General features: G+C 38.7%; 17 protein-coding genes. 14 read left to right on the forward strand and 3 right to left on the reverse strand.

Features of this window, described 5'->3' with window-relative positions; all coding sequences use genetic code 11:
• Positions 1–10 precede the first annotated feature (10 nt).
• Both bioD and htpX read left to right on the forward strand, forming a co-directional pair.
• Positions 11–694 carry a dethiobiotin synthase gene (gene bioD / locus BIZ38_RS03635; protein ID WP_130166356.1) on the forward strand — a complete coding sequence of 228 codons (684 nt, stop codon included), beginning with the start codon at positions 11–13 and terminating at the stop codon, positions 692–694.
• 174 nt (positions 695–868) lie between these two features.
• Positions 869–1,729 (forward strand): protease HtpX, encoded by an 861-nt coding sequence (gene htpX, locus BIZ38_RS03640; protein WP_054561446.1) that lies wholly within the window; start codon positions 869–871, stop codon positions 1,727–1,729.
• A gap of 37 nt (positions 1,730–1,766) precedes the next feature.
• Here the strand turns inward: htpX and BIZ38_RS03645 are convergent, their stop codons facing one another.
• Positions 1,767–1,970: a hypothetical protein gene (locus tag BIZ38_RS03645; RefSeq protein WP_187489578.1), complete on the reverse strand. Its 204-nt coding sequence runs from the start codon at positions 1,968–1,970 to the stop codon at positions 1,767–1,769.
• An 80-nt stretch (positions 1,971–2,050) separates the two neighbouring features.
• Between BIZ38_RS03645 and BIZ38_RS03650 the strand changes: the two genes are divergently transcribed.
• The 7 genes from BIZ38_RS03650 to BIZ38_RS03680 all read left to right on the forward strand — a co-directional run bounded on the left by BIZ38_RS03650 (position 2,051) and on the right by BIZ38_RS03680 (position 6,023).
• Positions 2,051–2,530: a GNAT family N-acetyltransferase gene (locus tag BIZ38_RS03650; RefSeq protein WP_171043817.1), complete on the forward strand. Its 480-nt coding sequence runs from the start codon at positions 2,051–2,053 to the stop codon at positions 2,528–2,530.
• Between the two features lie 82 nt (positions 2,531–2,612).
• Positions 2,613–3,044, forward strand: coding sequence for a DUF3859 domain-containing protein (locus BIZ38_RS03655; RefSeq protein WP_138616765.1), 432 nt, complete (start codon positions 2,613–2,615; stop codon positions 3,042–3,044).
• 21 nt (positions 3,045–3,065) lie between these two features.
• A complete protein-coding gene (locus BIZ38_RS03660; RefSeq protein ID WP_138599572.1) occupies positions 3,066–3,476 on the forward strand; it encodes a GFA family protein in 411 nt (136 codons plus the stop codon).
• A 5-nt stretch (positions 3,477–3,481) separates the two neighbouring features.
• On the forward strand, positions 3,482–3,793 hold the full coding sequence (locus BIZ38_RS03665; RefSeq protein ID WP_138616763.1) for an antibiotic biosynthesis monooxygenase family protein: 312 nt from the start codon (positions 3,482–3,484) through the stop codon (positions 3,791–3,793).
• A gap of 286 nt (positions 3,794–4,079) precedes the next feature.
• Entirely contained in the window at positions 4,080–4,439 is a 360-nt protein-coding gene (locus tag BIZ38_RS03670; RefSeq protein ID WP_187489579.1) for a group I truncated hemoglobin, read from the forward strand.
• A complete protein-coding gene (locus tag BIZ38_RS03675; protein ID WP_187489580.1) occupies positions 4,430–5,320 on the forward strand; it encodes a GGDEF domain-containing protein in 891 nt (296 codons plus the stop codon). The genes BIZ38_RS03670 and BIZ38_RS03675 overlap by 10 nt, the downstream gene beginning before the upstream one ends.
• A 319-nt stretch (positions 5,321–5,639) precedes the next feature.
• The gene (locus tag BIZ38_RS03680; protein ID WP_187489581.1) at positions 5,640–6,023 is read left to right on the forward strand and encodes a nuclear transport factor 2 family protein; all 384 of its coding nucleotides are present in this window, start codon (positions 5,640–5,642) and stop codon (positions 6,021–6,023) included.
• Between the two features lie 65 nt (positions 6,024–6,088).
• Here BIZ38_RS03680 and BIZ38_RS03685 read toward each other — a convergent pair whose 3' ends face one another.
• Together BIZ38_RS03685 and BIZ38_RS03690 are read right to left on the reverse strand one after the other, a co-directional pair.
• Positions 6,089–7,297, reverse strand: coding sequence for a porin (locus tag BIZ38_RS03685; RefSeq protein ID WP_187489582.1), 1,209 nt, complete (start codon positions 7,295–7,297; stop codon positions 6,089–6,091).
• Positions 7,298–7,468: 171 nt separating this feature from the next.
• Positions 7,469–7,990 (reverse strand): TetR/AcrR family transcriptional regulator, encoded by a 522-nt coding sequence (locus BIZ38_RS03690; RefSeq protein ID WP_054553889.1) that lies wholly within the window; start codon positions 7,988–7,990, stop codon positions 7,469–7,471.
• Between the two features lie 205 nt (positions 7,991–8,195).
• On the opposite strand from BIZ38_RS03690, the gene BIZ38_RS03695 reads away from it, so the two are divergent.
• From BIZ38_RS03695 to BIZ38_RS03715, 5 genes are all read left to right on the forward strand, one after another.
• On the forward strand, positions 8,196–9,782 hold the full coding sequence (locus BIZ38_RS03695; protein ID WP_187489645.1) for an ABC-F family ATPase: 1,587 nt from the start codon (positions 8,196–8,198) through the stop codon (positions 9,780–9,782).
• A 148-nt stretch (positions 9,783–9,930) separates the two neighbouring features.
• Positions 9,931–10,413, forward strand: coding sequence for a 5-(carboxyamino)imidazole ribonucleotide mutase (gene purE / locus BIZ38_RS03700; RefSeq protein ID WP_054561454.1), 483 nt, complete (start codon positions 9,931–9,933; stop codon positions 10,411–10,413).
• A 1-nt stretch (position 10,414) separates the two neighbouring features.
• Positions 10,415–11,563: a 5-(carboxyamino)imidazole ribonucleotide synthase gene (locus BIZ38_RS03705; RefSeq protein ID WP_187489583.1), complete on the forward strand. Its 1,149-nt coding sequence runs from the start codon at positions 10,415–10,417 to the stop codon at positions 11,561–11,563.
• Between the two features lie 144 nt (positions 11,564–11,707).
• On the forward strand, positions 11,708–11,926 hold the full coding sequence (locus BIZ38_RS03710) for a DUF2798 domain-containing protein (protein ID WP_187489584.1): 219 nt from the start codon (positions 11,708–11,710) through the stop codon (positions 11,924–11,926).
• Positions 11,923–12,855, forward strand: coding sequence for a YeiH family protein (locus BIZ38_RS03715; RefSeq protein WP_187489585.1), 933 nt, complete (start codon positions 11,923–11,925; stop codon positions 12,853–12,855). The genes BIZ38_RS03710 and BIZ38_RS03715 overlap by 4 nt, the downstream gene beginning before the upstream one ends.
• Positions 12,856–12,886: the final 31 nt, after the last annotated feature.

A 12,886-nucleotide genomic window follows, 5' to 3' on the forward strand; every position in this document is an offset into this window, starting at 1 on the left:
TAACTAAAAAATGAAAGAATTTTTTATCACGGGTACAGACACCGATGCCGGAAAAACCCATGTCACCAGTTTATTATTAAACTTACTGGCGCAACATAAACAGCGTGCGGTTGGTTTTAAACCTATTGCAGCAGGCGCAGAAGAAGCATTTGGTCAGCTAGTGAATGATGATGCATTAACCTTAATGGAAAGCTCATCAATTGGGGTTAAATATAACATAGTTAACCCCTTTACCTATGAGCCACCCATTGCACCGCATATTGCAGCTGCCCAAGTAGGTGACAGACTGACATTTGATAAGCTCGATACTGCTTATGCAAATGTAAAAGCACTCAATACCGATTATATTCTTACAGAAGGTGCAGGCGGTTGGTGTTTACCTATCAACGAAACTGATTTACTATGCGATTGGGTTAAATCACAAAACCTTGATGTTGTTCTAGTAGTAGGCATGAAGCTTGGTTGCCTTAATCACGCACTATTGACAGCTGCTCACTTTAAAGCGCTCGGTGTAAATTGTGTGGGTTGGATTGCAAATCATGTAGACCCAAACATGCGTGAACAAGAGGCCAATTTAGAAACACTAAAATCAGCATTGCCTTTCCCGCTTTTAGCGATTAGTCCGTATACAGACGGCACCCCTAAATTAAAAATTTACAAAACCTTACTTGAAATTTTATCTATCAACCCATAATAATTGAGTTGTTACTTTTGACATACTCTGTCACAATTGGTTGCAATTAGTTCCTTGCAACCAATTGCATAAGCCCTAAACTGAGTTGGTAGAACACCCAGATAATTTTATTAACTAACGATTTTTAACCATGTCGTTAGTTAATACAATTGGTATGTTTATTCTGAGGTTTTTATGAAGCGTGTATTTTTGTTTCTACTTACAAACTTAGCGGTAATGCTAGTGTTAGGTATTGTGTTGTCTATTGTGATGAGCGTACTGGGTATTAGCCATCGCAGTCTAGGCGGCATTTTAGTTATTTCGACCGTATTTGGTTTTGGTGGCTCGTTTATTTCGTTATTTATGTCGAAATGGATGGCAAAAAAATCAACTGGTGCACATGTTATTGAACAACCTCGTTCTGAAACAGAACAATGGTTAGTTTCGACGGTAGCAGCGCAAGCTAAAAAAGCAGGTATCGCGATGCCAGAAGTGGCTATTTACGATAGCCCTGAAATGAACGCATTTGCGACCGGCCCAAGTAAGAACAACTCGCTGGTGGCTGTGAGCACAGGTTTATTACACAACATGAATCAAGATCAAGCTGAAGCGGTATTGGCTCATGAGGTGTCACACATTGCAAATGGTGACATGGTAACGCTGACACTTATCCAAGGTGTAGTGAATACCTTTGTTATCTTTATGGCGAAAGTATTGGCAGGTATTGTTGATAACTTCCTTAATAGTGATGAAGAAGAGGGCGGGAGTAGCTGGACATACTTCTTGTTCGATATGATTTTCCAAATGTTATTTGGTGTTCTAGCAAGTGTGATTGTTGCTTACTATAGCCGTAAACGCGAATTCTCTGCGGATGCCGGTGCAGCAAAACTAGTAGGTGCAGATAAAATGCGCAGCGCCCTTGAGCGTTTAAAACAAAACCACCCATCACAACTTGAAGGTTCAATGATGGCATTTGGTATTGCAAGCGGTAAAGGTGTTGCTGAATTATTCTCATCGCACCCACCACTTGATGAGCGTATTAACGCATTACGTTAATTTAAACACGAAAAAGCCAGCTTGATGCTGGCTTTTTTTATTGTTGGTTTTTCTCTCGCTCGAGTTGTTGTGGCAATAAAACCTCAACAATTTCACGGGCCGGTAAGGTATACCTTACGCCATCAAACATCACAGAAGTATGTTCATCAATACTGGTGATCCCTGTTAAGGTCCAGCCTTGCCCGCGTTCTTTACAGTATACTGTGGTGGTAGGTTGAATTACTTTAAATTCTTCACTCATCGAACTTAATCTAATTGCTTGAAATTGCGTTTATAGTAAGACAATAATGCCAGCTCATAAAGCAAAAAGAAGAAATTAACGTGTCTAGCCACGATGACTTAGCCTTTGACTTACGCCCAATTCGTCATAAAGATTGCCAAGCGATATGGGATATTTTAAAAGATCCGCAAGTACAAACATTTAATGATTACGGCGCTGATATAACGAAAGGTGACGTGTACGACTTTATTCAAGGCGACATAGAACGTTTTTATAATCAACAAGGCATTCGTTTAGTTATTGTTTTACGAAGTAGTGGGCAGGTTATTGGCAGCGTAGGCATATTTAACATAATTGACGGACAGGGCATGTTGGGGTTTGAGTTGTCGTCTCAATACTTTGGCAAAGGAATAATGCAAAAGGTACTAGATATGCTATTTGAAAAACTGACGACCTATGTACCTGCTCCGCTAAACAGTGTGTTAGCTTTAGTTAACCCAAATAATAGCGCAAGTATTAAACTTTTAACTAAATGTGGCTTTCAACAACATGACACTCACTGGGTAAAATACGTTAGCTAATTACTATAATAGTACAATCTTGTTCTGCTAGGGTTGCTACTATAAAATAGCGCCTCATTTTTAAAAAGGAGCGCTTGCAGCTATGGCAAAAGCAAAGCCAATTACCACTATTGAAAGTTACGGCATTTACAGTCATTGGGATGCAAAAGAGAAAGACCTGCCACAAATCACCGAGTTTACAACAGACGTTCCTGCACAGTTAGATATTGAATTTGGCTTTATAGTTAACATTAAAAAGGCCAAAGGACAAAAAATTAAATTTTGCGTTTACCACCCAGATATTCCGGATGAAGATGGCGAGATCATGCCACCGTTTGAGGGCGAACAGTACGTTAAAACAAACGATTGGCAGTTTTATTTAGGTGATACGATATGGGCACCTGTTGACAATAAAGTAGGTATTTGGCGCATGACTATTGAGTTAAATGGCCATATAATTGCTGATAAATCCTTTAACTTATTAAAGGAAGCCGAAGGCACTGCCACTGAATTTTGGAAGCATCGCGGTTATTAATCTTTAAACCTGAGAGGGACTATGTATCAAGGAAGTTGTTTATGCAGCAAAGTAAAAGTAACTATTGCTGGTGGTATAGACTCAATTATTCATTGTCATTGCTCCTTATGTCGTAAAAACTCAGGCACAGCCTACGCAACCAATGGCTTTATTCAACGAGATGGTTTTAACCTCACAGAAGGTAAGCAGCATCTAAGCGCGTTTGAATTTAAACCCGGCAGAATTCGTTATTTTTGTAGCTATTGTGGCTCACCTATTTATAGCGAGAATAAAGATGACCCAAGCCGCTTACGTATTCGCTTAGGTTTATTAGATAGCGATATAAATGAGCGCCCGATCAGCCATAACTTTGTAAGCTCTAAAGCAAATTGGGATACATTTGACGAAAAAATTCCATGTTATGATGGTTTTGAACCAAGTAGGGGGAAGTAACAGCCATGATAGCGAATACACCAAAACCGCCTTATTACGCCGTGATTTTTACGAATACCTTATCTGACGATACCGCCGGTTATGAAGATGTGGCTAATAGAATGGTTGAACTTGCAGAGCAACAACCTGGGTATTTAGGTATAGAGTCTGTTCGTGATGGTTTGGGAATTACAGTGTCGTATTGGCAAAGCTTAGATGCAATAAAAGCCTGGAAACAAAACGTTGAGCACTTAAACGCCCAACAGCTCGGTAGAGACAAATGGTACAGCGCCTTTACAACGCGTATTGCTAAGGTAGAACGTGATTATTCATTGTAATAGCCATCAACTATAAAAAGAACATATCATACTGTTTTGAGGTTTATTTCAATCTCGGCAAATATCTTTGAATTTTAGGTTTTTAAATCAACAGATATGGTGTGTAAGAGGGGGTATTAATATTCACGTGCAACAAATGAGAATAATCCCATTATTTGCTTATTCAAAAATGCAAAATCTCTTTTCCTTTCTATAATTTAAATATCAATAGCTTGCAGACTTTCTTGTCATCTTTTGTGGTGCCTTATTAGCTACTTAAATATTTATCGATAATACAGGACTCGATGTGGAATCTTCTTTGTTTCTCAAATACGGTGGTTTTTCTCGAATTTATAAAGTCATAGAAAAGTTTTATGACAATATTTTGAAGTCAGAAACCCTTAATGCTCATTTTAAACATACCAATATGGAAAGGCTGATTCATCATCAAACAAGTTTTATCTCATCTTTAATGAGTGGACCTGATTACATCAGTGATGAACAGCTAGCACAAGCCCATAAAAATTTAGGTATTAATCTTAAAGATTGGCAAGAAATGATAAATATCTTGTCGCTTACATTTTCTGAACAAGGAATATCAGAAGACGACGCGAAGCAAGTCATAGCTAAGCTTGAAACAAAACGAGACTTTATCGTATGTCATTAGGGTCAGAACAAAACGACAAAAATTATTCTGTTTTAAATTATTTGCAGTTACCTGTCGTTGTTTTTTCGGCTAATGAACACAAGGAAGTATTTCAAAACAACTCATTTCAACTTGTTGCACAGCATTATCTAGATGCATCGAACAATCCAACTAACAGAAGCTTAGTACAATTAATTATTTCGAAATTATTAGAAAATGATACTGATAAGCTTGAAGTGGAAATTAATAACGGTTCTTATCGTCATATATTTAGATTTACTGCCAATGTAGTGGGTGAGCACGTCATTGTTGAAGGTGAGGATATCACCGAACTTAAGAGAAACCAGTTTTTGTTTAACCGAACAAACACTCTCTTAGAAGACTACAGTAAGCAAATGTTTGAACTTGCTCATACTGACCAATTAACAAATGTGCCAAATAGGCGAGCCTTATTTGCAAAATTCAGTCAGTTACAATCAAATCATAAAGAATTTAGTTGTACTGTTTCAATTATCGATCTTGATCACTTTAAGCATTTTAATGATTCATTTGGCCATGATTTTGGCGACCAAGTATTAGTCACCTTTGCAAAGCATGTAAAAGATAGCATTGATGATACGTGTTACTTTGCAAGACTTGGCGGTGAAGAGTTTTACCTTATTCAAATAAACAATAAAGACACGTTTTGTTTTGCCAATACAGAAACACTACTTCAAACAACTAAGACCATAAAGCTAATGACACCTGATAACTCAAATATAGGTATGTCGTTTAGCGCAGGTGTTGCTGTGTATGGTAAAGACGGCATTTCACTTGATGAGCTTTTGAATAAAGCTGATAAAGCACTTTATATTGCTAAAGAGAATGGCCGTTCGCGTGTAGTAAAGTTTGAAGGTGCTTAAAACGCTAAATTGATTACTGATACTTAATACATTTTAGATTCGCTAAAAGATTAATAGCTTATTTTTCTGCTAACACGTACCCATTCCAACATACGTAACATATAAGCTATTTACTAAAGTGAAGTGTAACCGTCATTCGTTATTATCGGAAATTTGAACGCTCCATTGCTAACTTTTCTGGCTAGTTATCAGTTAATAGCTCTGGTAGAAATAACTAATTCAGAAAATCGAGCTGTTTTCCTTTAGTAAACTGTGTAATTAGCTTGTCTTACATTTCTTAAATACAAGCGTATTCAATAAATTTGTGAAGAGGTGCTAAATGTCGGTTGATTTAGAATTAAATAAGAGAAATGCTATTGAGTTTTACAAAACCGCTTATCTAGGAAATCCCTCTCTGGCGGTTGAAAAGTATGTAGGCGAAGTATACATACAACATAATCCTTTAGTTGGTGATGGAACAGCCTCATTCATTACCTATTTTGAAAAAATGCATAATGAATATCCAGATAAGAAAATTGATTTTGTTCGTGCCATAGCAGAAGGTAATCTTGTTGCACTTCATACTCACCAAATATGGCCCAGGAATGACCAATATGTCACTATGGATTTCTTTCGGTTTGATGAAAATGGCAAGATTGTTGAACACTGGGATTCAATACAACAGATCCCACAAGAGACTTTGAATGGTAACTCAATGTATTGAATATGTACGTAAGTGATTTATCGCGAGTTTAAAGCCCACAATAGTGGGCTTAGTGTTTATCGTAACTACAAAGTGTAATTAAATCCAATAGCTATACCGTCATCTTCGGTTTGAGACATCTGTGTTTCTTGCTCTGCGTCATTACTTGAAAAGTCACTAAAATCCTTACGAGCTTCGATATATAAAATGGTATCTTCAGCCATAAAGTAGTGCACACCTAAAACTGCAAATTGGCGTTTAAACACATCTTCAGGGTCGGCATTAAAATTAGGCTGAATAACATAGTCACTACCTGCATCAAATACGTTATAGGCAACAAAAGTACGAATGTCATTATCAAAGCGATAACTTAGAATTGACTCTAAACCAACGGCATCTTTGATTAAGCGTCCTAAGTTGTCGGTGTCGTGGTTTTCGTTTTTATTTATATTTGCTGATGCATACCAGCCTGGTTTATAAAAATCACCATAAGTAACACCAACACCATAGATAAGATCTGTAACGAGTTGATCGCGACCGTTTGCATAAACAATATCAAATTCACCTCGGTTAACCCCTGCAGTAAATTTTAAATTATTTGTTGCATTGTAGGTAATAGCCGCACCATAGGTTGAATTAAACTCTACTCTTTGAGCTGCGGCATTACCTTGATTAAATAACAGTTCACATGAACTTCGTGATATGTCTGCAATGTCGCAGGTATAAAAGTCATCTGATTTTAGTTGCGCTTGTAGGGCAAGATGAAATTTTCCCCACGTATTACGATACTGTAGTACTTTATCACCGCGACCAGTACCATTTACTGCACCGTCATCTTTATTGTAGGTATAAACACCCGCGGCGTTACCATCCCACACTAAACTGTAGTTGGTGTTATAAACAACGTCATACCATGCACCCCATTGTTTGCCTAATGTAATTTGACCATAGTCTTCATGTTTAAGGCCAACATAGCCAAGCCGGTTATATAAAAACTCATCTTGAATCGATTCAAAGCGATTATTATAAATAATGTCACTACTACCAACAGGGTTTACACCCCATTCTAATAATGCCAAGGCTTGCCAGCCATTTTTTAATTGACGCTTAAAATCTAAATTGATTCGTGATGCACCATTAACTACCTCTGTTTCACCTTGTGTATTAATAACCCTTGCATCTATAAAGCCACCTATAGTGACACTATTGGTTTTATCGTTGTAGATCTCGATGGCATTCGCTGTAGGCATGGTTATCATGCCCGCAACAAAAAAGGCAGCGTGTGTTCTTTTCATAATGTACCTTGATTAAATATTGTCCCTAATAGGTATAATTTAGTTAAGAGTCGGAGATTATCAAAGCTAAAATTGGGTCAAAAGTGAAAAATTATCATGCAACAAACCTTGTTTGAGGAAAAATTATTCACTTTAGGTTCACAATATCGAATTATCAATGAGTTAGTGAGCTTAAAATATAGACACTTTCTGACTCAGCGTTCTCAGCATCAATTTTGTATTCGGAGTTTCAGCGCCCAATCCATACAATAAGGTCATAAAATAGCAGTCGAGTAATATAGCAGCTTTAACTTTATTAAATTGGGGTTGATCGGCAAATACTAATGATTGAATTAGTTCCATGTGTTGTTGTTGAAAGGTTTTGCAGAACAAGCGTTGGCTAAAAAGCACTTTATAAAAGCGGTGATGTAAACAGTAAAATTGATAAAAGTATTGAGCATAATGATTGATTTTAAGACGAGGAGGGCGGTGAATGTCGGTTTCTTTGGCAAGTTCTAATACGTCATGAAACCTTAGATCAAGACATGCTTCTAAAATCGCAATCTTACTATCAAAATGTTTAAACAAAGTACCGATTGCAATACCACAAGTAGAAGATATTTGCCGTGTAGATGTTTCATTGAACCCATGTTTAGAAAAAAGTTGCCAAGCAACATTTAAAATATGCTGATGTGTCTTATCGTAATTACCCATAGCTAATATCTTAATTTTTATAGTTAAATTTAAAAGTGAGCACGTTCACTATTAAAAGTGAGCGTGTTCACTAAATGTAGACCTAACAATTTAAGTTGTAAATTGAGGAATTGATTTAACTAATCTTTCATGGCGTGCCAAGCGGCTTTAGTTTAAAATTGCCCGCAGTTTCGTTTTTACTTTTTACCCGCTGGAGGGTACCGCTATCATTAGTACAGCTAATATCACCATGCAATTTGGTGCTAAACCTTTATTCGAAAATATCTCAGCAAAATTTGGCGATGGTAACCGTTACGGTTTAATCGGTGCGAATGGCTGTGGTAAATCAACCTTCATGAAAATCCTTAGTGGTGAACTAGAGCCATCTTCAGGTAATGTCAGCACAGATCCAAACGAGCGTATTGCTAAACTAAACCAAGACCAGTTTGCTTACGAAGAGTTTTCTGTAATCGACACAGTGATCATGGGTCATAAAGAGCTGTGGGAAGTAAAAAAAGAGCGTGACCGTATTTACAGCTTACCTGAGATGAGCGAAGAAGACGGTATGCGTGTAGCAGACCTAGAAACTGAGTTTGCCGAAATGGATGGTTACTCAGCAGAAGCTAAAGCAGGTGAGTTATTAATTGGTGTAGGTATTGGCACAGAGCAACACTACGGCCCTATGTCAGAAATTGCACCTGGCTTTAAACTACGTGTGTTACTTGCGCAGGTGCTGTTTTCTGATCCAGATATCATGCTACTCGATGAGCCTACCAATAACTTGGACATTTACACCATCAAGTGGCTAGAAGACGTGTTAAACCAACGCGACTGCACCATGATCATCATTTCGCACGACCGTCACTTCTTAAACTCAGTATGTACACACATGGCCGACATCGATTACGGTGAGCTTCGTATTTACCCGGGTAACTACGATGAGTACATGTTTGCAGCTACGCAAGCTCGTGAGCGTCTACTAAGCGAAAATGCCAAGAAGAAAAGCCAAATTGCCGAACTTCAACAGTTCGTATCGCGCTTCTCTGCGAACGCTTCAAAAGCAAAACAAGCCACATCACGTGCTAAACAAATTGACAAAATTCAGCTTGAAGAAGTTAAAGCATCTTCGCGTCAAAGCCCGTTTATTCGTTTTGAGCAAGAAAAGCAATTATTCCGTAATGCTTTAGAGCTAACAAATTTAACACAAGGCTTTGAAGAAACATTATTCAGTGGCCTTGAAGGCCTAGTTGAAGTAGGCGAGCGCATTGCAATTATCGGTGAGAACGGTGTTGGTAAAACCACACTATTAAATACCCTTGCTGGTCGTTTAGCACCAAAACAAGGTGAATTTAAATGGTCTGATAACGCTAATATCGGTTACTACGCGCAAGACCATGCTGACGAGTTCGAACAAGATATGAACTTATTCCAGTGGATGGAACAATGGCAACAAGAAGGTGACGACGAGCAAGTTGTTCGTAGTTTCTTAGGTCGTATGCTGTTTTCACAAAACGATATCAAAAAGTCAGTAAAAGTGATTTCAGGCGGTGAGCAAGGCCGTATGCTGTTTGGCAAAATTATGATGCATAAACCAAACATCTTATTAATGGATGAGCCAACCAACCACATGGATATGGAATCTATCGAAGCGCTTAACTTAGCACTTGAAGCATACGAAGGGACATTATTGTTCGTATCTCACGATAGACAATTTGTATCATCGCTTGCAAACCGTATTTGGGAAATCAAAGACGGCAAAGTTATCGACTTTAAAGGTACATACACTGAGTACCTAGCAAGCAAAGAAGCTTAATTAGCTGATGAGTGATTAAAAGCCATGCATGTCATGGCTTTTTTGTGCTTCTAGAGTCGCATCTTGATGTGAGTTAGGTATATAATACCCGCCACAAAATAAGGACAAAAGTCCGCTTTTTAGAAAACTATTTAACTGAGGTGTATTTATGACTGTTGGCATTATTATGGGTTCCAAATCAGACTGGCCAACGATGGAACATGCGGCGTTAATGCTAGAAAAATTCGGCATTGAATACGAAACTAAAGTTGTTTCTGCTCACCGTACCCCTCAATTACTTGCTGACTATGCAAGCTCGGCTGCAGAGCGCGGCATTAAAATTATTATTGCAGGTGCCGGTGGTGCTGCGCACTTACCAGGTATGGCTGCGGCGTTTACATCACTGCCAGTTTTAGGTGTGCCAGTTAAGTCTAAAACACTTAATGGTGTAGATTCGTTATTATCTATCTGCCAAATGCCTAAAGGTGTTGCGGTAGGTACTCTTGCTATTGGTGAAGCAGGCGCTGCAAATGCTGGCCTTTTAGCGGCACAAATTTTAGGTTGCCAACAGCCTGAAATCTTCGCAAAAGTTGAAGCTTTCCGTAAAGAACAAACAGACACTATCTTAGCTAACCCTAATCCTGCAGAGTAATATGAATATTCTAATTTTAGGTGCAGGTCAGTTAGCTCGCATGATGAGCTTAGCGGGTGCACCGCTTGATTTAAATGTTGTTGCCTACGATGTGGGTAGTGAAAAAATCATTCATCCATTAACTGGTGAAGTTCATAACAGCACATTACAACAAGCTATTGATAAAGCAGACGCAATTACAGCAGAGTTTGAGCATATTCCTGATGATGTACTTACATTATGTTGTCAAAGCAATAAGTTTTATCCGGGTAAAGCGGCAATTAAAACAGGTGGCGATCGCGCACTTGAAAAAGCATTACTTGATAAAACAGATGTTGAATGCGCGCCTTACCAGCTAATTACAGAAAAAGAGCACCTTGTTGCTGCCGTAGAGCGTTTAGGCAAGCCGCTTGTGATCAAAACTTGCCAAGCGGGTTACGATGGTAAAGGCCAATGGCGCTTAAAGTCTGATGATCAAATTGACCAAATCTGGTCAGAAATGGCAGATTTCATTGCATCAGGCACTGAAAGTGCGCCGCATTCTATTATCGCTGAAAAGATGATCCCATTTGACCGTGAAGTATCTATCATTGGTGCACGCGACAAAGCGGGTAACACCGTTATTTATCCATTGACTGAAAACCAACACACCAATGGTGTACTTACGCTTTCAGTTGCCGGTAAAGAAAAAGCAGCAATTCAAGAACAAGCAGAGCTTGCTTTTAACAAGCTTGCGCAAGAGCTTGACTATGTGGGTGTATTAGCAATTGAGTTTTTTGACGTACAAGGTACGTTATTAGTTAACGAAATTGCGCCACGCGTTCATAACTCTGGTCACTGGACACAGCAGGGTACACATTGCTCACAGTTCGAAAACCACATGCGCGCTGTTGCAGGTTTACCATTAGGTAGTACAGCGTGTCTTCGTCCTACTGCTATGATCAACGTACTTGGTCAGCCTTCAATCCCACACTCAGTACTGGCAACGCAAGACGTTACAAGTCACTGGTATGGTAAAACGGCTAAACCAGGTCGTAAGATGGGTCATATCAATGTATCGGCTGATAACCTTCACCAATTAGGTGAACGTTTAGCGGCACTGGCTGAAATTCTACCAGAGCAAGACTACCCAGGAGTAGCTGATACCAGCACTCAACTTATTTTAAACTAATCAGTTTAAATTCTTAAAAGCCGAGTTTATCTCGGCTTTTTAATTACCCGCAAACTTCGCTAATTTTGTACCTCTTGTCTCAAAGCACTTGCGTCAGGGTCATCTTGCTATAGACTAATATTTTTATATTAATATTAGATCGTTATGTTACATCCTCGATTAAGAACAGTCGTATTTGCGTTCTTTATGGCGCTGTTTATGTCTTTAGTGATCAGCATTTTTAACGTTGGTTTAATCGATAACATTGCAACCATTTGGCTTAAAGCATGGGCTTTTGCATTTTGTGTGGCGTTTCCTACTGTTATATTTGTTGCACCTGTGGTGCATAAGCTAACCAATAAACTTATCAGAGCACCGTTGTGATAGCCGAACGCCCAAAGCAGTTTCTATTTATTGCACTATTTTTAGTATCAGCATTACCATTTGTTGGCTCTGCTACGGCACTTGTCGTCGGTGCTTTATTTGCCATGATATTAGGCAACCCATTTGCATTGCAGTCACAAAAAATAAGTAAATGGATGCTAAAGTTGGCGGTGATTGGCTTAGGCTTTGCTGTTGATTTTAATCAAGTTATAGAAGTAGGTCGCAGCTCTATTGTGCTTACTATTGTTAGTATTACCGCTATTATTGGCCTTGGTGAAATTTTATCTCAGTTATTTAAGTTAAATAAAAACACCGGTGTACTTATTTCTTTTGGTACCGCCATTTGTGGTGGTAGCGCCATTGCAGCAATGGCGCCGGTTATAAAGGCCAAAGATCACGAAGTAGCTATATCACTCGCTGTGGTGTTTTTATTAAACGCCCTTGGTTTAGTGTTATTCCCAATGATTGGTCATTACTTTGGCCTGACTGAGCAACAATTCGGTGTTTGGGCTGCACTTGCTATTCACGACACCAGTAGTGTAGTGGGGGCTTCCGCTGCGTATGGCGCATCAGCACTTGCTATTGCCACAACCATTAAACTAACTAGAGCGATGTGGATAATCCCTTATACAAGCATTGCGGGTGTGTTTTGGAAATCAGACGAAAAAGCCAGTATCCCATTGTTTATATTTGGTTTTTTAGCGGCTGCACTGATTAATTCAAGCTTTCCTGAGTATCAAACACTGTGGCATGCACTCAATGTGGGTGCTAAACAAGTTTTGGTAATGACCTTATTTTTGATTGGTAGTGGTTTATCTATTTCAGTCTTAAAACAAGCGGGCATTAAACCTTTTATCATGGCGATGATCTTATGGATCATTGTCAGCAGTATTATTTTACTACTTATAGTAGACGGATTTATTTCATGAAAAACGCTTTATTAACTTCTTCAATAGCACT

The organism is Pseudoalteromonas sp. BZK2 (assembly GCF_014349195.1).
Classification (GTDB): domain Bacteria; phylum Pseudomonadota; class Gammaproteobacteria; order Enterobacterales; family Alteromonadaceae; genus Pseudoalteromonas; species Pseudoalteromonas simplex.